Here is a 20,004-nt window from a genome sequence, read left to right on the forward strand (position 1 = left end):
GGGGGTGCAGTTAATGGCAAAGAAACTCTCGACAGAAGAAAAGATGGCAATAATTCTGGAAGGGCTTCGTCGAGAAAAGAGCGTTTCTCAAATCTGCAGAGAACATGGGATTTCACAAGCTCAGTATTACAAATGGCGCGACAGGTTTCTCGAAGGTGCCAAAGAAGGCTTGGAAAACGGAAAGAAATCCAGGGTAAAGCAGCTCGAAGAAAAAATCGAAGAACTCCAGAAGGTAATTGGAAAACAGACCATCGTCATTGAGACCTTAAAAAAAACAGTAGTGCATCCAGGCAACGGGAAATAGTGACATTGCTCCTTAATGAGGGATTTAGCGTTTCAGAAGCTCTGAGGTATTTGAAAATCAGCCGGAGCACGTATTACTACAAGCCCAGGGAATACAGTCGAAGAACGAATGATGAAGAAATACTCAAAGAAATAGAAGAACTCAAACGAGAACACCCTTACTGGGGATATCGTCGAATCTGGGCGATGTTGAGGAAAAAGGGCAACAAGCTCAACCGAAAGAGAGTATACCGGATAATGAAAGAGAATGGATTGCTGTTCAAAGTTGAGCACAAAAAAGCTTGTAGAACCATTCAAAAAAAGATAAAGCCAACCAGGCCCAGAGAGGTGCTTGGGATCGACATGACAAAAGTATTCACAAGAGATGCTGGTTGGGCATATTACATAGCAGTGATAGATTGGTACACAAGAGAAATCCTTGGATCGGAAATAAGTCTCAGGTGTAGGACGGAAGAATGGTTGAAAGCGTTGGACAGAGCCTTAAATGAGGGGTATCCCGAAGGTGTGCGGGGCGAAGAAGTAATACTGGTGAGCGATAACGGCAGCCAACCGACAAGCACGAAGTTTCTGAAAGAATGTGCTGTACTGGGGATAAAACAGATATTCACGAGCTACAACAACCCAAAAGGTAATGCCAACACGGAAAGATATTTCAGAACATACAAAGAAGAAGTTGCATGGGTACTGGACAATCCGAGTTACGAAGAGCTAATCGAAAAGACCAAAACTTTTGAAACGTTTTACAATGAAGAATATCCACACAGTGCACTAGGTTACAAGAGTCCCAAAGAGGTATTCGAAGAATCCGTGAGTCTACACAAAATTGCTTGATTTTTTGTCCAGTTTTTCGGGGAGCATTACAGAGCTGTGATAGAAAATGCAAGATAAGGATTATCGAGATAAACGGCAAGAGATTTCCCTTTGGCGGAGCCTGCAATCGTTATGAGAACATAGTCAGACATGTAGTAACAGATACTGAAGAGTACAACCACGTTAAAAAGAGAGAAGAGATGATCTTCAATATGGAAGGAAACTCCGGAGAGAAGACCATCGGAATCAGCAGGTCACTGGCTATGACTTCATTATTTCCTCTATTTTATCGTTTCTTCAGGTATCTCGGGTTCAGGATAATAATTCCGGAAGTTTCAGATAAGAGAGGTTGGGATCTAAAAAACGCGGAGTTCTGCTTCCCTGCGGAGATGGCACACGGTTACATGTATGATCTTCTCACCAGAGATCCGGATTATATATTCCTCCCAAGAATAAGGGGAGTGAAAGTGGAAAACTCCAGAAATTACAACGTTTTCTGCCCGTTTGTGCAGAGTGAACCGGATTACCTCAAGTCCGCGTTTCCAGGTCTTGAATCTCGAAATGTTCTGGAAATGAACCTCGACTTTTCAAATGGATACGAAAGCGAAACTGAAAAGTTTGAGGAGATTGCTGAAAAACTTGGAAGTAAAAGAGAAGAAGGAAAAAATGCCTATTTCAAGGCCTTGAAAGACTTCAAAGAACTGAAAAGAAAGATAAAGAAAACCGGAGAAAATTTCTTAAGAAATCTGGAAAAGGACGAATTCGGTATTGTGCTTTTTGGAAGGTCTTACAACGCTTTCTCCTCGCATGCCAACATGGGAATCCCTGAAAAGTTTGCATCCAGAGGGGTATTGATAGTAAATCTCGATGCCTTGCCATACGAAAGCGATGAAGGCTACAGCAACATGTACTGGACCTGGGGAGAAATGATAACAAAAACCGCGAGATACGTAAAAAAACATCCTAAGCTATTTGGTGTGTATATAACTAACTTCAGCTGTGGGCCCGATTCTTTCATAATCTCGTATTTTAGAGATATCATGGGTGATAAACCCTCATTGATTCTTGAACTGGACAGCCACACGGCCGATGCAGGCATAGAAACAAGGATAGAGGCGTTCATCGACGTAGCCAAAAGCTACCTCAAAGCTCCTGTGTCAAAAGAAAAGAGGAAGGTCTCCAGACCCATCACAAAGCTGGAAAATGGAGAGCTGAAAGTTATAACCCCAGACGGCAACAAGTTTCCCATAAGCCATGAAAAGGTCCGACTGGTTTTTCCAACAATGGGGGAATTCAGCACAAAATGCCTAGCTGCCTCGTTCAGTTATCACAACGTTAAAACCGACGTGTGTCCCGAACCAGACATCGAAGAGTTCAGGCTGGGGAGAGGTAATTCTCTTTCCAAAGAGTGCCTGCCACTCCAGCTCACTCTCGGTAGTCTTATAAAATACCTTAATGGAAACAGCAGTGATGACGAAATTATTCTTTATTTCATGCCGGAAACAATGGGACCATGCCGTTTTGGACAGTATAAGGTTTTCATAGACCTCTGGCTGGACAACAACCACGTTGATAACGTCGCATTGTTCAGCCTGAATTCTGAAAACGCTTATGCGGGGTTAGGACTCCAGTTCAAATTACGTGCCTGGATTGCGGTCATCGTTTCCGATGTTCTGACAGATATTGAAAATACGGTGAAAGTCCTGGCAAAAGATAAACATGAAGCAAAAGTATTGCTGAAAAGAGTAAAAGAAAAAATACTGGACAGTTTTGCTAATGATTCCCTGTATACTTTTTTCAGAAAACTCAAAAGAGCGGCTAATCTTATCGCATCCATAGAAAAGAGCAGGAATTACACCGAAACACCAAAGGTACTGATAACAGGTGAAATATATGCTAGAAGGGATGAGTTTTCCCGAAAAAGATTGGAAGATGTATTTGCTGAAAACGGAATAATAACCCACATATCACCGGTGCATGAGTGGATATACTACACGGATTATCTGTTTCTGAAAAAGCAGACTTCGCCAAACTCAACCCATATTGACAGGCTGATGAAGAGAATGGAAATTCTCTTCAAAAGGGATATAGAAATGAAGGTGAAGAAAATTTTCAAAAAAACAGGATTCTATGAAGTGTGCATGATGGATGTAGAAAAAACAATTGGAGCTGCAAGAGAACACCTTCATCCCGAATTAACAGGTGAGACGATTCTCACGGTGGGAACAGCTCTTTCCGAAATTGGTGAAAAATACGATGGTATAGTTTCAATAGGTCCCTTTGGATGTATGCCAAGTCGAATCGCTGAAGCTATCATCAAAAAAGGGATTTTGAAAAAGACATTCGAGGATCCCGGAAATGCTCCAATAATCTACATAGAATCTGACGGCAATCCTTTTCCCCCAATCATAGAGAGCAAAATCGAAGCTTTCATAGTTCAGGTAAAAAGGTTCAAGGGTTACAATTTATCATAAAATGATTTTATTAAGAAACTCTTCGAGTGAGAGTTTCCATAAAGATGAAATTGCCACTACTAAAAAAAGCCCTGCATCCATTTTCCAATAGGATGCATGGCTTTACTGTTCGGATTTAAAGTTATCTCCAGCAGTATCCAGGGCCAAAGTTGTTCTGGACATCCATGTTCGTTCTGAAACCACCACGAGGGGCTTCCTTTCCAAAAGAACCTCTTGCTCTGCCAAAGCTTCTGCTCTGTACGTTCATCTGTGCTGCTCTTCCCATAGGTGCGTTGCCTGCCATTCTACCCTGTGCCCAGTTAATGAATCCATCTTCGTCTCTAAGAACTACTTTGTTCCCATCTACGTCTATGGCGTTCACTACGACATAGCTTCCGGAATCAGTTGTTACCAGGTTTCCATCGATGCTGACTGTTGCTCCTACCTTGAGTTCGATACCGTCGTACAACCAGACGGGGCCGGTGTGAACTTCATAAGTGCTTCCATCTTCGGTTTCAACGATGATCTTCATGGTTGAGTCGAATGTGATGTCAACGATAGTTCCTTCGATAGCAATCTCTTCACCGTCTAAACAGGTTCCGTCGCAGTACTGGTGTAGAGGCTGGAAATCATCCTGTGTAGTCCTGTACGCGTAACCTGCTCCGGGAACATTAGATGCCTGATCCGTTTGACTCCATCTGCCACCAAACGCAAAGATACTTGCACTTACGATAAGAACCGCTACCAACGTTGTGATAAGAATACCTTTTTTCATACCTTTCACCTCCAAATTTTTTGGGATTACCAAGCTTCGTCTCTATGATAGGAGGTGAAACTTAAAGCATTCTTAGACAGTACTTAGAGTTCGCTTAGAGTTTTTTTGATCGGTGAATCCACACAAACAAAAACGGGAGCACGAGCTCCCGTCTTCTTGTTGAATACTATACAAAATATAAATTCGCTTTTACCCTTTCAATTCAAACGCTATTCGTTCGGAGTATCATCATATATTCTTCTGGCAGAAATAACACCTCTAACTCCACCTGTTGGATCTTCAATATCACCTTTGTATCTTGGTATCACATGGATATGAACGTGCATTACAGTTTGGCCAGCAGGCTTTCCAACGTTTACACCAATATTATATCCATCAGGCTTAAACTTCCTGTCCAGAAATTCTTTTACTTCATCTATTAACCTCACCATTGCAATCTTTTCTTCCATTGTTGCTTCAAAATAATTGCTGAAATGCCTGAATGGGATCACAAGAACGTGCCCAGTGCTAACAGGGTATTTGTCAAACCTCGCATAACAGAGATCGTTTTTTAAGATAATTTCACTATTATCCGGGTTACAAAAAGGACATTTTATATGCTTCACACTACCCTCCGGTTATAGTTACACTCATTTTCAAGATTGAGGACGCGGTGCTTTAAGAACCAGTACCATTAAAGGTTCATCGCCAGTGTTCTTAATGCCGTGAGGCACATTCTTTGGGCCTTCAATCAGTTCATATTTTTCAAGTTCCAGACTTTCATCACCTACCGTAAAAACTCCCTTTCCTTCAAGAACCAGCATAAAAACATCCACAGGAGTAACATGTGCCGGCAGCTCAAACCCAGGTTGGATTGTTATTACGTTAGCCAGAGCGGATTCTTTGTCATATATCTTTCTTGCTTCGATTCCCTCTTTTTTGAAAATCGAAGGCAGTTTCATTATCTGTACCTTTTTCATAATTACGGACCTCCTTTTCGGAATACAGTAGTAGCATACAACTCCATCGTACCGTAGCAATCCTGTGAATTCAGTAACATATGTTACCTGATTCACTCCAGATTAATTCAGAGATCCGCAACGATTATCCCAACCAGCGGGTGCAACTTTATCAGATTCATTTTTTTCGCATGTTCTTCGAACATCTTCTTCAAACTGTAAGCATTTGCCGGAAAATCGGTATCACCTTCGTCGTAATATACTTCATCCCAGATTTCTTTGTATTTGCCGGGATCTTCAAACCACATTATGTCTGCGATTACTATTCTGGTTGGCCTTTTTGTGAATTTCATCATGGTTTCAATTGCCTTTTTCTTTAGATCATCTGTTAGATGGTGCATTGCGTACACGCTGACAACCTTGTTTATTCCAAACTCTTTCAAATCAACCTCTTCATAGGGATTCTCAAAAGAACCGCGGTAAAAAGCCACGTTGGTTATATTTCTCTTTTCTGCCTCCTCTCGGGCATCTTTGAGCAAATTCGAGCTTATGTCTATCCCTATAACCTCTTTGCAAAACGGAGCAGCATATAGAGCCCAGCGTCCTCTGCCCGTGCCAATATCCAGCAAAACATCATCTTTGCTTAATTCGAGAAGTTCAACAGCCTTTTTCCCGATCCTGCAAATGATATCATCACACTCCGCGCTCCTTTTTGCAATTGGCGAAGCCTCACTGATAGAATCAAACGTCCTCTCAACCTTTTTGCGTTCGTACTTCAAAGAAAAACCTCCCTATCTGGTTTATTACCAAAACGATTATACAGGGACAAACCGTTCAAAAGAAAAAACGAAAATAAACATTACTCGAATTTGATAGCACCATTTCCTATGATGTATTAGTATATGATATACTAAGGTTTAGTATATAGTATACTAACATATGAGGTGAATCATGGACTATCTGGATATTGAAAAAATTTTGAAAGCATTGAGTTCACAACTAAAAAGAATTGGCAAAAGAATAGAGATCATCGTCTGCGGTGGTTCAGCCCTTTCCATTATAGGACTGGTGAAAAGGGTTACGAAGGATATAGATGTTCTGGCAATTGTTGAAAAAACCAATGGTCATTTCAAGATAGTTAGAGCAGATTTTCCTGTCTGGCTTAAAAAAGCAATCGAAAAAGTTGCTAGAGATTTCGATCTTCCACCAAACTGGATGAATCCTGGTCCAACTTCAATGGTTGATCTTGGTTTACCTGAGGGGTTGGAGAATCGACTTATAGAAAAGAATTACGGGAATAATCTGACAGTATATTATATTTCAAGATTCGATCAGATACACTTCAAACTCTACGCTTCGGTGGATAGAGGTGGTTACCATATAGATGATCTCTTGAAGTTGAATCCAACAGATGAAGAAATAGAAGCCGCGGCTCGATGGAGCATGACTCATGATGTATCTGAAGGATACAGAATGGTTCTAAAAGATCTGTTGAAGAGGTTAGGTTATGATGTTGTCGCCGAAAGAATTTAAAAAACATTTGATTGAAACTGCAATATCAATATTATGGGATCAGTGGGAGAAATTAGGAGCCTGGATTGGTCCGGGGGAAAGGTTCAAATTCTATTCTGATCCTGAAGCTGCCGTGGTTTTTTCAGGGTATTTCTCAAGATATGAAAAACGGCTTCAGAAAATCTCAGAAGAATGGATTTCTGCAAATAAAGAACATCTAAATACGGTGCGTCTGAAACGAATGTCAAAGGAGCTTTCCAATGAATATGGGATCACTGTTCCAACAAAATTGAAAATAGAAGTTACGGGCAAATCTAAGTTTTCTAAGTTTATAAGAGAGCTGGACGTCCTTTTACCTGAAAACCTGTTACCAAGATTAAGGCTTCTCTTCGGTTGCTCAACCAAAGCAGAAGTTATTTTTCACTTACTTACTGCAGGAAATTCCAATTCAAATCAGATCGCGAAAGAAAGGTTTTTGAACCAGAAGGCCGTCTTTATAGAGCTAAACAAACTTGCTAGAGCAGGATTGCTCATCGAAAAAACGGTAGGTAGAGAACGAATATTTAGTATTTCTCCGAATTTCGTTAGTGTGTTGCCCAAGCCTATATCTTCCAATTCAGTGTCCTGGGTGCTTCTTTCAGCTGCCTTCATGGTTGAAAGATGTTTGAGTGACGATTATCTGGACGACGAATACCTTATCTTTTCTACTTTCAATGATTTCAGAAAGACTCTTGCTTCTATGCTCAATAAAGCAATGGAGTGTAACGTTTCGTTAAAGCAAGAAAGTGCTCAAGGGTTTTATTCGAGTGTTGTTGATTACTGGATCTGCCTTACGAAGAAAGCAACTGGAAGATAGGAAAATTCTATGCATGCGGGAAACAATTATAAAGGCACAGCATGCTGTGCCCTACGTAAAATAAAACGGAATTTTCAAAAGGTTGCGGTAGGTTCAATACCTGTAATTGTGCGATCTTTCAAAGCAACCGTTTCCAGATGATGCAACCGAAACAACCTCAACGATTTTAAATGGCAAAGGGGTTATAATGATTCCAAAATTTTCATGTTAGGTTTGCTGTGATAATTCAAGCATCAGAAACCTTTCAAGAGAGCTTTTAAAGAAAAGATGAAAGTTCTAAAGATTGACAGTAAACAATAACTGGAAACCCTAATTATTATGTATGTGCTTTAAAGCTCCAACTCTGATGCTACAATATAATCCACAAAACATGCTGGAGGTGAATCATGAAAGACAACATTCCCCCAATACTCGAATTTGATGGTACTACTCCCGCGGTAATCGAGCCGGGTAAAATAATAAAACCTCTTCCCCAAATGCCTGAAAAAGTCATACTGGTATTCTATCAGGAAGTAATCGATTTCTTGCGTGATGCTGGTAAACTTCGCCTCCTGAATATAAGAAGAAGCGAGGTTGGAGAGTTTCCGATTTACCTGCTGGAATATAAGGAACAGCAAATAGCGGTATTTAACCCCGGGCTAGGTGCACCCTGCGCGGCTGGTTTTTATGAAGAATTGATAGCTCTGGGAGCGAAAAAGACCATAGCCTGTGGTTCCGCAGGGGTTGTAAACCCAAAGTTGAAGAGAGGTAGTATTGTAATAGTAGATTCTGCGGTGAGAGATGAAGGCACGTCTTATCATTATCTGCCACCTTCCAGGGAAATCAAGGCAAATGAAAAAGTGATAAAGATTATCGAGGAAACTTTAAAAGACTTGGGTGTGCCTTATGTTAAAGGCAAGACATGGACAACCGATGCTTTTTACAGAGAAACCCAAAATCGTGTGAAGAAGAGGTTAGCTGAAGGTTGTGTAACAGTCGAAATGGAAGCATCAGCCTTGATGGCAGTTTCAGAATTCAGGGGGGTAGAGTTTGGCCAGATACTCTCATCCAGCGACGATGTCAGCGGTACTGAATGGGATCCGAGAATCCCTCCCGAGGCTTCTTCCCATAAAGAGAAAATATTCTGGCTTGCAGCGGAATGCTTGATCAGGCTTTGAAAACAAACGGGTTTCCATTGCACGAGAAATCAGACTTTCGTTTTTCTCTCTATTAATTCAACAACAAAAGCACAAACTTATGCTGTGGCGTTGATCTTGATTTAGACTTAGTATGTCATATACTAATGTTTAGTATATAGCATACTAATATATGAGATTATCGTATAGACAATTTTCTAAAACCGAACCCAACAGATGAAGAAATAGAAGCCGCAGCTCGATGAAGCATGACTCATGATGGCGGAGAATTTTTACTCGTTCTGGAAATAATAGGGCACAACATGTTGTGCCCCTACGGTACAGAAATCTATAAATGATCATAATAATAGGGCACAGCATGCTGTGCCCCTACGACAGGAAATACTGTTTTAGAACATGTTCTACCCCTACAAAATGTTTAAATCGATATTGATCCGCATAATACTGCTATACCTTACGCGGTAAATTATCGAATATGAGGTTGCTTTTTTCCTTACCTTCTTACCTTTTCTTTAAAGAGTGTATAAACACCAAAAAGTATCAAAGCTACTCCGATGCCTATCCCTGCACCTGGTTTAGTGAAACCTCTTAATAAAAATATCAACGTAAGCGCACTAAGAACCCCTATTGGAACGAGAAGTCCTTTAATCCTTCTCCCACCTGCCAGATACATCTGAAGCAATCCAAATGCCGGTGCAAAGACAAAGAAAGCCCAGCCTCCAGCTTCTATGAATCCCGGGAACAATGTTTCCACAGTTAAGACAGCTGAGACAGTAAGCAATACCCCTGCGGGAACAAGCAATCCCGGTATATGTTTCCGCAAGCCTTTTTCCTCCATCAGTATTCCGGGCAACCAGACGAAGACAAGCCAGAAACTCGAACCAAATTGCGGGACAAACAAAAAAAGCGCACCAACAACTATCAGAAATATTCCCAATATCCAGCTTCTAATCATTCACGTTCCTCCTGTCTATTCTCTAATAACCCAACAAAGGTCTTATTTTTCCCTTACCGGTAAATCCCACCGTCAATTTCACCGTGTTGTTCTTCTGGAAATAGACGATGCTTTCGTATGCCTACCTCAAGATAGTTACAGGTTATTATAACAGAGGTAAGGAAGCATCACTAAATACAGGATAGGTAGGCATTGATATTAATCAGATTCTTCAGCCTGATTTCTTTAACTTAAGATAATTCCTGTATCTTCGCTCTTCCAGGAGGCCCGACTCAATCGCTTCTTTCACGGCACACCCGGGCTCATTTATATGGTTGCAGTCTCTAAACTTGCAGTGTTTAGCAAGTTCTATGATATCCGGAAAAGCGTCTCTGATTCCCGTTCCGTTATCAATCACTCCAAACTCCCTCATTCCGGGAACGTCTATTATCCGCCCCCCGAAAGGAAGCTCATAAACCTGTGACGATGTTGTGGTGTGCTTGCCCTTGTAATGACTGGTGCTCACTTCATTCGTCTTTGTCTTTTTTTCATTAAAGATGGCGTTCACCAACGAGGATTTCCCGACTCCGGAGCTTCCAGCAAAGACAGAAATTTTATCTTTCAAGAGAGATTTTAGCTTCTTTATCCCTTCTCCCGTTATGGTACTGGTGAGCAGTACCGTATAACCAAGCTTTCTGCATTCTTTGATATCTTCCTGCACTTCCGATAGATTTATTAGATCTATTTTGTTGAAGCAAATGACTGGTTCTATTCCGCCGTACTTTGCCGATACGATGTACCTCTCTATAAGATTTTTTCTGTATTTCGGATTTTTAACCGCAAATACAAGTATTGCCTGATCGACATTTGCAGCCACAACCTGCTCCAGGTGAGAACCTTTTTTACCGGCCCCCTTTCTGACCAATTTACTTTTCCGTTCTTCTATTGCGGTTATCACTCCCCTGCCTCCCAGAACAGGTTGAAATTCTACGTAGTCACCTACCACGACCATCGACTTGGTTGTCTGGCTTTGTTTGAAAAGCCTGCCCCTAAGGGTACAGTTAATGTCTTCGCCATCGTTTACCGGTCTTACTTTGTACAGTCCTTTCTGAACATTTATTACAATTCCTCTCAATTTTCTCTACCTCCTAAAAAAGCACCACGGTTTTAGCCGTGGTTGCTCGTTTTTTACAAACAAAAAAGGCCACAGCTTCGACACAGCGTGGCCTTCCATTTGTCAGATTAAGAAATATTTAGCCAGTACTCACCGGGAGGACTACACTGTGTCGGATTGAAGTTATGAACTTGTTGAAAAATCTGGCTTCTATTCTCTTCATCATCCGACATCACCTCCCTGAAACGATATCTTGCTTTTTTCATTATACACAGAATCTTTCCAAAAACCAAACTAAGCTGTATCGCTTGTTACTGATAATTTACAGCATTCTCGATGGCCTTCAATATAGTTTTGCTGCTGTATGTTGCACCGCTTATTATATCAACCATAACGCTCTGTTCATCGATAACAGCTTCCACAATATCCTCCGCTTTCTTGCCTCTTCCCGTTATGTGCTCTACAATCTCGATGTCATCTATTTTTCCGTCACTAACGCTCACACAGACCTTTGCACTAACAATCCCCAACGAATAGCTTCCGTAATATTCTCCATCTTCAAGTTCGGAGAGTTCAAGTTCAGAAAATTCAATATCTGATACCTTTTCCTTCATATCCATATATATCAGGAACAGTTTGGATCCGATTCCCACTACAATAACAAAAATTACCACAACCAGTGCAAGAACAAGATATTTCGTGCATCTTTTCATGTTCACGCCCTCGCTTCTGGTATCAGGTGCTCAATATTCATTTTTAGCTTCGCGAGCAGTTTTTCTTTTGTGTCATTTGAAATACCGTAATAATGCGTGTATAACATCCCAAAAAGCACCGAAGTGATAATTTCTTCAAGTCTAACTACCGTTTCAGATTTGTATCCGTATTCTGAGGATAGTTTTTGAAAAAGCCCTATCCTGAGCTTTTGTATTTCTTTGAAATTTGGGATAAAGTTAGCATCATCTATCACTTCAAGACTCTCGTTCATGAAGATGATTTTGAACAGGTCGGGCTTTTCAAGGAAGAATCTTGCGAACTCGATATATAGGGCTTTGATCTTTCTAGCTGCCGGTAAATCCAACGAAAGTTTCTCCTGCAGCCATTCCATTATTTCAGCCGCGTAACTATCAATAACAGCGTTTAGTAAACCGTTCATGCTACCAAAGTAGTTGTATATGGTAGCGGGAGCATAGCCTGCTAGTTCAGCGACTTTTCTGACATTGAGGGCCTTTACGCCGTGTTTGTCGATGATTTCCCTTGCCGCTTTTATGAAATATTCTCGCCTTTTCTTTATGCGTTTTTCTTTCTCCGACATATCATCAGCTTCCCCTTTCGAAATCTTCTGCGAATTTTCTTATGTTTTCCACTTTTATGGAAGGATACTCCCGTCCTTCTGACATCTTCTTTATAACTTTTCTTACAATAAATCCCATTTTATCGAAGTTGAATTCTCCACCGAAGTATCCTTTTGCAACGCAACTATCAAGAAAGTCTTTACTGAAATTATTCGAAAGGTACTCTTCAAACCTATCCTGAGTTTCTCCCATGCAGAGAAACACACCCAGTCTTTTCTTTTTCAATAATTCCAAATTCTTCTCGACGAATTTTTTCACATTTCCCGGTATTCTACCCACGCGTATGCAACTTCCAAGAATTATGCCATCGAATTCGTTTGGATTCACTTCGCCCGCTTTTGCAAGATCAACCACAGAATTTTCTGATTTTAAATATTTCGAAAGAAGCCTGGCGCACTTCTCAGTGGTACCGGTCTTGCTACTGTAAAGTATTAAGATTTTCATAAAAAGCCTCCTCATGGCTGTTAATTGAACATTGTTCAGTATTTGAACATAGTTTACTAAAATTGGTAATGAATGTCAAGCGTGTAATCTCAAAGAAGGTTTTGATATAATATAAGAAATTCTAATGATATTAATTATTTACAAAATGGAGGAACTGAAATGAACTGGATACATTTTGAACCTACTTTTCTGCTTATAGGGTTAATCAAAGACAAAGAAAAATCCCTCGAAGAAAAAATCAAAGCAGTTACAGATTCTATGCTGGTAAGCATGTTTGATGAATTTCACGTTGACAATAACGACGGCAAAAATCTTCACTTCATATTCTTTCGATGGGATAACTTTTTCAATTGTTTTCCTCCAATTTAAAACCTGTTAAAATAGGTGGAACCGTTGAACTTCTCGGTAGTTGATTGTCTAACGCAAAGTCAAAGGAACCGAAAGGAAAATATTATCTTTATGCAGATAGCGAAGGTTAAATATGCAAAGTTCTAAGCAAAATTTGAAGAAAAACATCCCGCTGTTTTATATATACCATTTCCTCTCACAGATCAGAGTGGATAATGTTCTCTGGCTTTTATACATGCAGTACAGAGGTCTCAGCTTGCTCGAGATTGGAGTCTGTGAAGCCATTCTTCATGTAAGCGGATTGACCTTTGAAATTCCTACAGGGGCTATCGGGGATTTGATCGGCAGGAAGCGCTCCATGATGATTGGCTCCGGATTGATTATATTGACTTACATACTTATGCTTTTCGCACACTCTTTTTTGAACTTCGCACTTGCTTTTTTTCTATTTGGCTTTTCAATGACGTTTATCTCCGGATCAGATACGGCTCTGATTTACGATACTTACAAAGTTTTGGGAATAGAAACTAATTACAAAAAGGCTGCCGGGAGTTTTCTTGCCCTACTGGTACTTGGAGAACTTTTTTCAAATATGACTGGCGGTTTGCTTTCGAGAATCAACTGGACAGCTGTCTATATTGGGGCAATAATTTCCAGAAGTTTGTTTTTTGGGTTGATACTTTTTTTGAAAGAACCACCTTATGAAAAAAGCGAGAGGAACTTTGATGGATACCTCACGCTGATAAAAAACGGAGCCCGTCAAATATTTGGGACCCTGTTTCTGAGATGGATTTTTGTGTTTTGGGTGGGGATTTCCCTGGTGGGAGCTTCTTTAAGAATGTATTCTCAGACTTTCCTGGGAAGCAAGGGGTTGAGCCCTTTCTGGGTGAGTGTACTATTTACCGTTTCTGCATTGTTCGGGGTGATTATAGCAAAAACTGCGTGGAGAATGGAAGAGGCGCTTGGCCGCCGTAATTTCTTTTTGCTAACGGGATTGACTCTGGGGATTCCAACAATTTTCTACGGGATAGCCCCTTTGGGTATCACTGTTATGCTGTTCTTATTGATCAGTAATGCTGAAAATTTTCTTGATCCGTTGATGGGTTATTATATTAACAGGGAGCTGGATTCTCAATACCGTGCGACTGCAAATTCCTTTTTAAACATGGGTTTCAACGTATCAATGGCGGTTTTCTTCCCGATATTGGGGTATTCTATGGATAACTTCGGATACTCACCAGTTTTTGTTGCCATGGGGCTGTTTGGTATCGCACTAACTTTTCTTTCAGTAAAAAAGTTCAGAAAAATGCATCTTCTATGAGAGAAAGGTGAAAATTATGCGACCTCAAAAAAGGCTTCATGAAAGCACTTACGCAATTGTGAGAAAAATACCATTTGGCAAGGTGGCTTCTTACGGCCAGATAGCGAATATAGTTGGCTGCACGCCGAGAATGGTCGGCTTTGCATTGGCTTCTTTGAAAAGAGACGATGTCCCCTGGCATAGGGTTATCAACAGCAAGGGTGAAATCAGCCTCAGAGACTCTGAATGGAGAATTATCCAGAGGCAGATGCTTGAAGCTGAAGGAGTTGAATTCAATGAAAAGGGCAAAACCAATTTCAGCGAATTTGGCTGGAATGGAACTGAATCCAGTGACTGACATCCTCTAGGCTGAATCCTGAAGTATCTTTCTTTTCGAGTTTAAGTTTTCCCTATAGATACACTATCGCTCAAGTTATCCACTTTCATCTTCATCTTTGATCGGCAAGAGTGCCTTTCTGCACTACTATCTTACCGTTGGCTAACACGAGCTCCAGGTTTAGATTTTCAGTGTTAAAAACAAGCAAAGAAGCCGAATAACCTTTCTCAATCTTTCCATAACCAAAACGGTTCAACCCAAGCGCAGTAGCTGGAACGGAACACACGGGTTTGATAGCTTCTTCAACGCTGAGACCCTTTTGCAGCAGCTCTTTGAATACTCTTAAAAGTCCATCAACCGGTGCTGCGGTGATTTCAATAAGTTTGCCATCTTCGTCAAATTTGGGAAGGCTTCCGAGACCATCGGAAGAAACACTTATCCGATTGAGATTTCCAAGCTCTGCCCTTAAATTCATGATAATGCTTGACGTATTTTTTCCAGCTGTCAGATCTATGAATCCGTCATTTTCCTTGACCCATTTGATTCCTTCTTCAAGGAGTTTATCGTTTCTTGAAATGTGAGTTGGTATGAAGTGTTTTGGAGGTAGTGAACCGTTTTCGACCGCCTTGAACAGTGGTTTCATCCTTTCGGGCGCGTTTCCCATATGGCAAACGACTATTCCTTTTTTACCAGCAAGCATAGCGGCCACTCTCGTATCCATCGCCAAGCGCTGGAGTTCCGCTCCAGAGATATTGCTTCCCCTGTGATCAGAAACCGCTACTTCACCCACACCTATGACTTCGGGTATTAGTACGATGTCTTTAGCAAGGTCACCAGTAATGGTCTTGATTGGGTATCTATATGAACCTGTGAGCACCCATGCACCAAGTCCCCATTCTCTGAAAGCCCTCGCTTTGGCAAGAAGCGAAATGTGATCTCTGGTTATGCTATCAGTACCTAACATTCCAACAACTGCCGTAGTGCCACAGCAGGCAAATTCCTCAGGAGTTCCCTCTCGTGTCCGGGTGCTGAACCCTCCTTCTCCACCTCCACCAATGAGATGAACATGACCATCCACAAAACCAGGCACAGCAAAATGCCTCTTTGAATCAAAATAAAGTGTCTTAAGTTTGTCGATGCCGTCAATTGAAATTTTGTCTGCTATCGCTTCTACTCTGGTCCCACATATCAAAATATCTTTGATTCCTATATATTGAGAAGAATACACTGGCAAATCCTTGAGTAACAACATTTCCATCACTCTCCCAAGTTTTGAAAATTCCCAATTTACTCAAGTTTATCATTTGTCCATCGGTTGAATGGTATGAAAGTGAATCCAAATAAGGGTTATCAAGTAGTTTGCGAACGGGTGAAACCAGTAAATTAAAGCTTACGCAACAAAAGATGTTACAAAAACTTCTAATCGTTCGTAATAAGCTGGAAGAATTTTAAAAGGAATTTTTGAAAAATGATGAAATATGAGATTATATGGTTGTCCGTATTCTATGAATTAAGAGGCAATCGGTAATTTGTTTAGACAAAGGTATGAAAAATCCTGTCCTTACAACATGCAATTTATTTAGCTTCACATATTTACATTTCCAAATATGCATCATTTCATCAAAAACTATTGATTTTTTATAATTTAGCCTTTGAAAAACCGTGAATATACATTACAACGGGGGTGGGGAATTTGATACCTGAAATAACACTTGATATGGTCAGGGTTACTGAGGCTGCCGCTCTGATGGCCAGTTTGTACCTTGGCCGGGGCAACAAAGAAATGGTGGATCAGTATGCGGTTGATGCGATGAGAGGTATCCTCGATCTTATCGACATGCGGGGGACTGTTGTTATTGGTGAAGGCGAAAAAGACAACGCTCCAATGCTTTATCCTGGCGAAAAAGTTGGTAAATGGGGTGATGACGACCCGGAAGTTCTTATAGCGGTTGATCCAATCGACGGTACCAGGCTGGTTGCAGGCGGTCGACCAAATGCAATAAGCGTCATTGCGGCAACGGAAAATGGTGAAATTGCTCCTCTTCCAACCCATTATGTGGATAAACTTGCGGTTGGCAAAGAACTTGCAGGGCATCTCGATATTGAAGCAACTCCCAGAGAAAACCTCAGGATCGCTGCGGCAATACTCGGAGTCAAGGTTTCTGAACTTACGGTTGCTGTGCTTGATAGGGAAAGAAACGCTGAACTCATCGAAGCTATTAGGAGTGTCGGTGCGAGAATTAAACTGATTGATGATGGCGATATAGCAGGAGCAATTTCCACAGCGCTTCCTGAAAGTGGAATAGATATTTACATGGGCGTCGGTGGTTCCCCCGAAGGTGTTTTAGCAGCAGCGGCACTACAGTGTCTTGGGGGAGAAATCCAGGTCAAATGCTGGGCAAGAAATGATGAAGAAATCAAAAAAGTCGAGAAGGCAGGTTTTGATATCAACAAAACATACAGAACCAGAGACCTGATAAACGGTTCCGAGGTTATCTTTTCCGCAACCGGCGTTACCGATGGCTCATTCTTGAAAGGGGTTCGCTTTCACCAGAACCAGGCTGTCACAGATTCAATAGTGATGAGATCCAGCACCAGAACAATCAGAAGAATCATTGCTTACCACGACCTTGAATTCAAAACCATCACGACAAAAACAGAGGGTGAAAAGAAACTCATAAACGGCGCCAATTGGTTCTAAAACAGATATTTACTATCTATATGGAGATACAAAATGCCGTCAAATACACTTTAACAGCTGTTGTAATCTTCTCCGGTGGTTTACAAAATTAAATGCTACATGGTATAATGTAAACCAAGGAGGTGGAGGAAAACATGAGTATCGGAAGCAGAATCAAACAAGCTCGGATAAGAAATAATATGAGTCTAAGAAAACTATCAGAAAAAGTCGGTGTTTCTGCAATGGCCATTTCGAAATATGAAAGAGATGAAGATGTACCAAGTTCAAAAGTGCTCATAAGATTATCAAAAGCCCTCAATGTCAAGGTTGAGTATTTTTTCAGACCAGACCTATTTCCAATAGAGTCACTCTCACAAGTATCTTATAGAAAACATTCCAAATTGGGTAAAAAAATACTGAATGCAATCAAAGAATCTATTAAAGAATGGCTTGAAAGATATATTGAAATTGAAACCATTGTATATGGATCCCCTTGTGTTTTCAAAATACCGAAAATAGACCTCGTGGTTAATGAATACTCAGATATTGAAAAAATAGCACTTGACCTGAGAAATAACTGGGAACTTGGTATGGATCCCATTGACAACATAACTTTAACGTTAGAGGACAAAAATATAAAAATACTTATACTCGACACCGTTGACAGATTTGACGCCTGTACCTTCTGGGTAAACAAAGATATTCCCGTGATAGTAATAAAAAGCAACATCTCGAAAGAAAGACAACGTTTCAACCTTGCACATGAACTAGGACACTTATTATTGAAGATTAATGAAAACCTGGACGAAGAAAAAGTAGCTCACAGATTTGCCGGGGCATTTCTGATTCCTAAAGATACTTTTATTTCGGAAATCGGCCCAAAAAGAAAACGAATTGGTATAGAAGAATTGAGAATATTAAAACAAAAATATGGAATCAGCATGCAATCAATTGTAAAACGCGCAAGAGACTTGAATGTTATTAGTCAAAACACTTATAAGCAGATCTTTATTCAATTTAGAACTATGGGCATAAGCAAGGACGAACCCGGAGATACTGAGATAATGGAAACTTCGTCGCGCTTTGAACAACTCGTTTTAAAAGCATTAAGTGAGGAACTGATATCCCAAATGAAAGCAGCTGAGTTACTTGGAGTATCGCTGCAACAGCTACAAAAGGAGCTGTTCAATGAAACAAAAGAACTCTGCTGAAGCAACAGTAGTTATAACAGATGCCAATATATTAATAGATCTAAAAAATGCAAATTTAGTCGGTGCCTTGCTAAGAACCGAATGGCGAGTCATAACAACAGACTTCGTTTTCGAAGAATTGAATCCTTCAACAATAGCCGTAGATTCTTTTGGAATAGAAGTGATAAATCTCTCTGGGATTGAAATAGCTGAGATATTTGAAATCAGGCAAAATCACAATAGATTATCGATACCAGATATATCTGCACTTATACTGGCCGAGAAAATAGATGGCATTCTTTTAACAGGAGATAAAAGATTAAAATCACTCTGTCTCAAAAGAAATAAAATCGGTGTTCATGGTGTGTTATGGATATTGGATCAACTTGTCAATTTGAAAATAATAGACTCCAATCACGCTATTAAAGCAATTTTCAAAATGAAATTCAAAGGAGCAAGGTTACCAGAAAAGGAATGTCAGGAACTTATTTCAAAATGGAAGGAACTTTGAACGATTAAAGTTGTGGTTCATATGATAAAACAAATCAACACGGCAAAAATCAAAAGGATAATTAAAGTGATCGTTGCTTTTTCTCTGGTAATGATAGGCTTCGCATGGAACTGGGCAGTTGTTTTCTTTGCCCTTCTCGTTCTGAATATAAAAACTTTATATCGTGCCCTGCTGGGGAAACTGCCCCTGGACGTTCCGGATGAGTCATTCTTTGGCCCTGAAAGCCACATTTACAAACGCGAAGGTAATGCAAACCTAAAACTCGATATCTTCTATCCAAAAGAAGGGCTTACGGTGTCGGAAAATTACCCTGTTGTCTTTTTCGCTCACGGTGGAGGCTGGATAAGTGGCTCCAGGCGACAGGCTAACAATATCTCGTGGTGCAGGTACCTGGCATCAAAAGGCTTTGCGGTTGTAAACATTGACTATCGTTTTGGTTATCTCTCCCAAATAGACGATATTCTCAGAGATTACGCGGACGCTTTGGATTTCATCAGGAAACAGGCAGAAGAATTCAAAATCGATTCTTCCAGAATAGCGTTGATGGGACTTTCAGCTGGCGGTCACCTCTCTCTATTTCATGCCACCTACAATTCCTATTGGAAAAAAGTTGAAAATATGGAAGGCATTAAATGTGTGGTAGCATGGTACGCACCCTCAGACTTGATGGATCTATGGGACGACGACGTGGAATCACTCTTTGCTCGTTTTGCCGTTGCCGCCACACTGAAAGGGCTACCAACAAAGAAAAAAGAGAACTACATTCACTACTCTCCCATAAACTGGGTTTCAGAAAGGATGGTCCCCACTTTCCTCGTTCACGGCAGTGCTGATAAAGTTGTTCCGGTTAAGTCGTCCATCAAACTCTTCAAAAGACTAATGGAGTTTAACGTTCCATCAGTCTTGAAGATTTATAATGGAGCGGACCATGCCTTTGAGTTTGAGCTTAAAACACCTAAAACAATACGTTTTATAGAAGAAACGGTTGAATTTATACGTTCACACGTTTAG

General features: G+C 40.6%; 22 protein-coding genes. 12 read left to right on the plus strand and 10 right to left on the minus strand.

Features of this window, described 5'->3' with window-relative positions:
- Nucleotides 1–13: 13 nt before the first annotated feature.
- Nucleotides 14–1,134 (plus strand): IS3-like element ISKol7 family transposase gene (locus KOLE_RS03190; RefSeq protein WP_148207975.1). Its coding sequence is split into 2 segments (ribosomal slippage): nt 14–266 and nt 266–1,134, totalling 1,122 coding nucleotides; the frame shifts between segments, so codons are not numbered across the junction.
- Entirely contained in the window at nt 1,131–3,587 is a 2,457-nt protein-coding gene (locus tag KOLE_RS03195) for an acyl-CoA dehydratase activase-related protein (protein WP_012745128.1), read from the plus strand. The genes KOLE_RS03190 and KOLE_RS03195 overlap by 4 nt, the downstream gene beginning before the upstream one ends.
- A 121-nt stretch (nt 3,588–3,708) precedes the next feature.
- Here the strand turns inward: KOLE_RS03195 and KOLE_RS03200 are convergent, their stop codons facing one another.
- The 4 genes from KOLE_RS03200 to KOLE_RS03215 form a co-directional block, all read right to left on the minus strand.
- Nucleotides 3,709–4,341 (minus strand): hypothetical protein, encoded by a 633-nt coding sequence (locus KOLE_RS03200; protein WP_012745129.1) that lies wholly within the window; start codon nt 4,339–4,341, stop codon nt 3,709–3,711.
- Nucleotides 4,342–4,550: 209 nt separating this feature from the next.
- Nucleotides 4,551–4,946: an HIT family protein gene (locus tag KOLE_RS03205; RefSeq protein WP_012745130.1), complete on the minus strand. Its 396-nt coding sequence runs from the start codon at nt 4,944–4,946 to the stop codon at nt 4,551–4,553.
- 30 nt (nt 4,947–4,976) lie between these two features.
- Nucleotides 4,977–5,300, minus strand: coding sequence for a cupin domain-containing protein (locus tag KOLE_RS03210; RefSeq protein ID WP_012745131.1), 324 nt, complete (start codon nt 5,298–5,300; stop codon nt 4,977–4,979).
- Nucleotides 5,301–5,407: 107 nt separating this feature from the next.
- On the minus strand, nt 5,408–6,058 hold the full coding sequence (locus KOLE_RS03215) for a class I SAM-dependent methyltransferase (RefSeq protein ID WP_012745132.1): 651 nt from the start codon (nt 6,056–6,058) through the stop codon (nt 5,408–5,410).
- 172 nt (nt 6,059–6,230) lie between these two features.
- On the opposite strand from KOLE_RS03215, the gene KOLE_RS03220 reads away from it, so the two are divergent.
- The 3 genes from KOLE_RS03220 (at nt 6,231) to KOLE_RS03230 (ending at nt 8,804) form a co-directional block, all read left to right on the plus strand.
- Nucleotides 6,231–6,812 (plus strand): DUF6036 family nucleotidyltransferase, encoded by a 582-nt coding sequence (locus KOLE_RS03220; protein WP_012745133.1) that lies wholly within the window; start codon nt 6,231–6,233, stop codon nt 6,810–6,812.
- Nucleotides 6,787–7,647 carry a hypothetical protein gene (locus KOLE_RS03225; RefSeq protein ID WP_012745134.1) on the plus strand — a complete coding sequence of 287 codons (861 nt, stop codon included), beginning with the start codon at nt 6,787–6,789 and terminating at the stop codon, nt 7,645–7,647. The genes KOLE_RS03220 and KOLE_RS03225 overlap by 26 nt, the downstream gene beginning before the upstream one ends.
- A 386-nt stretch (nt 7,648–8,033) precedes the next feature.
- On the plus strand, nt 8,034–8,804 hold the full coding sequence (locus KOLE_RS03230; RefSeq protein ID WP_012745135.1) for a nucleoside phosphorylase: 771 nt from the start codon (nt 8,034–8,036) through the stop codon (nt 8,802–8,804).
- 472 nt (nt 8,805–9,276) lie between these two features.
- On the opposite strand, the gene KOLE_RS03235 is transcribed toward KOLE_RS03230, so the two are convergent.
- The 5 genes from KOLE_RS03235 to KOLE_RS03255 all read right to left on the minus strand — a co-directional run bounded on the left by KOLE_RS03235 (nt 9,277) and on the right by KOLE_RS03255 (nt 12,627).
- The gene (locus KOLE_RS03235) at nt 9,277–9,738 is read right to left on the minus strand and encodes a hypothetical protein (protein ID WP_012745136.1); all 462 of its coding nucleotides are present in this window, start codon (nt 9,736–9,738) and stop codon (nt 9,277–9,279) included.
- Nucleotides 9,739–9,949: 211 nt separating this feature from the next.
- Complete coding sequence (gene rsgA / locus KOLE_RS03240; RefSeq protein WP_012745137.1) at nt 9,950–10,852, minus strand: ribosome small subunit-dependent GTPase A; 903 nt, start codon at nt 10,850–10,852, stop codon at nt 9,950–9,952.
- 290 nt (nt 10,853–11,142) lie between these two features.
- Nucleotides 11,143–11,544 (minus strand): FMN-binding protein, encoded by a 402-nt coding sequence (locus tag KOLE_RS03245; RefSeq protein ID WP_012745138.1) that lies wholly within the window; start codon nt 11,542–11,544, stop codon nt 11,143–11,145.
- Nucleotides 11,545–11,546: 2 nt separating this feature from the next.
- On the minus strand, nt 11,547–12,143 hold the full coding sequence (locus KOLE_RS03250; RefSeq protein ID WP_012745139.1) for a TetR/AcrR family transcriptional regulator: 597 nt from the start codon (nt 12,141–12,143) through the stop codon (nt 11,547–11,549).
- 4 nt (nt 12,144–12,147) lie between these two features.
- A complete protein-coding gene (locus KOLE_RS03255; protein WP_012745140.1) occupies nt 12,148–12,627 on the minus strand; it encodes a flavodoxin domain-containing protein in 480 nt (159 codons plus the stop codon).
- A gap of 159 nt (nt 12,628–12,786) precedes the next feature.
- Between KOLE_RS03255 and KOLE_RS03260 the strand changes: the two genes are divergently transcribed.
- The 3 genes from KOLE_RS03260 to KOLE_RS03270 all read left to right on the plus strand — a co-directional run bounded on the left by KOLE_RS03260 (nt 12,787) and on the right by KOLE_RS03270 (nt 14,633).
- Nucleotides 12,787–12,996, plus strand: coding sequence for a hypothetical protein (locus tag KOLE_RS03260; RefSeq protein WP_012745141.1), 210 nt, complete (start codon nt 12,787–12,789; stop codon nt 12,994–12,996).
- A 112-nt stretch (nt 12,997–13,108) separates the two neighbouring features.
- Nucleotides 13,109–14,296, plus strand: coding sequence for an MFS transporter (locus KOLE_RS03265; protein WP_012745142.1), 1,188 nt, complete (start codon nt 13,109–13,111; stop codon nt 14,294–14,296).
- Between the two features lie 16 nt (nt 14,297–14,312).
- Nucleotides 14,313–14,633, plus strand: a complete 321-nt coding sequence (locus KOLE_RS03270; protein WP_012745143.1) for an MGMT family protein — start codon at nt 14,313–14,315, stop codon at nt 14,631–14,633.
- A gap of 91 nt (nt 14,634–14,724) precedes the next feature.
- Here the strand turns inward: KOLE_RS03270 and iadA are convergent, their stop codons facing one another.
- Nucleotides 14,725–15,864 (minus strand): beta-aspartyl-peptidase, encoded by a 1,140-nt coding sequence (iadA, locus tag KOLE_RS03275; protein ID WP_012745144.1) that lies wholly within the window; start codon nt 15,862–15,864, stop codon nt 14,725–14,727.
- Nucleotides 15,865–16,305: 441 nt separating this feature from the next.
- On the opposite strand from iadA, the gene glpX reads away from it, so the two are divergent.
- The 4 genes from glpX (at nt 16,306) to KOLE_RS03295 (ending at nt 20,004) form a co-directional block, all read left to right on the plus strand.
- Complete coding sequence (gene glpX / locus KOLE_RS03280) at nt 16,306–17,313, plus strand: class II fructose-bisphosphatase (protein ID WP_012745145.1); 1,008 nt, start codon at nt 16,306–16,308, stop codon at nt 17,311–17,313.
- 134 nt (nt 17,314–17,447) lie between these two features.
- The gene (locus KOLE_RS03285; RefSeq protein WP_012745146.1) at nt 17,448–18,503 is read left to right on the plus strand and encodes a helix-turn-helix domain-containing protein; all 1,056 of its coding nucleotides are present in this window, start codon (nt 17,448–17,450) and stop codon (nt 18,501–18,503) included.
- Nucleotides 18,481–18,993: a PIN domain-containing protein gene (locus KOLE_RS03290; protein ID WP_012745147.1), complete on the plus strand. Its 513-nt coding sequence runs from the start codon at nt 18,481–18,483 to the stop codon at nt 18,991–18,993. Before KOLE_RS03285 ends, KOLE_RS03290 begins: the two co-directional genes overlap by 23 nt.
- Before the next feature lie 21 nt (nt 18,994–19,014).
- A complete protein-coding gene (locus tag KOLE_RS03295; RefSeq protein ID WP_012745148.1) occupies nt 19,015–20,004 on the plus strand; it encodes an alpha/beta hydrolase in 990 nt (329 codons plus the stop codon).

Source organism: Kosmotoga olearia TBF 19.5.1, from assembly GCF_000023325.1.
Classification (GTDB): Bacteria; Thermotogota; Thermotogae; order Petrotogales; family Kosmotogaceae; genus Kosmotoga; species Kosmotoga olearia.

Excerpts from the sequence above, each read along its gene's own strand:
- KOLE_RS03200 (WP_012745129.1), bottom strand. The coding sequence starts at position 4,341 with ATGAAAAAAGGTATTCTTATCACAACGTTGGTAGCGGTTCTTATCGTA.
- KOLE_RS03210 (WP_012745131.1), bottom strand. The coding sequence starts at position 5,300 with ATGAAAAAGGTACAGATAATGAAACTGCCTTCGATTTTCAAAAAAGAG.
- KOLE_RS03220 (WP_012745133.1), top strand. The coding sequence starts at position 6,231 with ATGGACTATCTGGATATTGAAAAAATTTTGAAAGCATTGAGTTCACAA.
- KOLE_RS03225 (WP_012745134.1), top strand. The coding sequence starts at position 6,787 with ATGATGTTGTCGCCGAAAGAATTTAAAAAACATTTGATTGAAACTGCA.
- KOLE_RS03230 (WP_012745135.1), top strand. The coding sequence starts at position 8,034 with ATGAAAGACAACATTCCCCCAATACTCGAATTTGATGGTACTACTCCC.
- KOLE_RS03235 (WP_012745136.1), bottom strand. The coding sequence starts at position 9,738 with ATGATTAGAAGCTGGATATTGGGAATATTTCTGATAGTTGTTGGTGCG.
- KOLE_RS03245 (WP_012745138.1), bottom strand. The coding sequence starts at position 11,544 with ATGAAAAGATGCACGAAATATCTTGTTCTTGCACTGGTTGTGGTAATT.
- KOLE_RS03250 (WP_012745139.1), bottom strand. The coding sequence starts at position 12,143 with ATGTCGGAGAAAGAAAAACGCATAAAGAAAAGGCGAGAATATTTCATA.
- KOLE_RS03255 (WP_012745140.1), bottom strand. The coding sequence starts at position 12,627 with ATGAAAATCTTAATACTTTACAGTAGCAAGACCGGTACCACTGAGAAG.
- KOLE_RS03260 (WP_012745141.1), top strand. The coding sequence starts at position 12,787 with ATGAACTGGATACATTTTGAACCTACTTTTCTGCTTATAGGGTTAATC.
- KOLE_RS03265 (WP_012745142.1), top strand. The coding sequence starts at position 13,109 with ATGCAAAGTTCTAAGCAAAATTTGAAGAAAAACATCCCGCTGTTTTAT.
- KOLE_RS03270 (WP_012745143.1), top strand. The coding sequence starts at position 14,313 with ATGCGACCTCAAAAAAGGCTTCATGAAAGCACTTACGCAATTGTGAGA.
- iadA (WP_012745144.1), bottom strand. The coding sequence starts at position 15,864 with ATGTTGTTACTCAAGGATTTGCCAGTGTATTCTTCTCAATATATAGGA.
- KOLE_RS03285 (WP_012745146.1), top strand. The coding sequence starts at position 17,448 with ATGAGTATCGGAAGCAGAATCAAACAAGCTCGGATAAGAAATAATATG.
- KOLE_RS03290 (WP_012745147.1), top strand. The coding sequence starts at position 18,481 with ATGAAACAAAAGAACTCTGCTGAAGCAACAGTAGTTATAACAGATGCC.
- KOLE_RS03295 (WP_012745148.1), top strand. The coding sequence starts at position 19,015 with ATGATAAAACAAATCAACACGGCAAAAATCAAAAGGATAATTAAAGTG.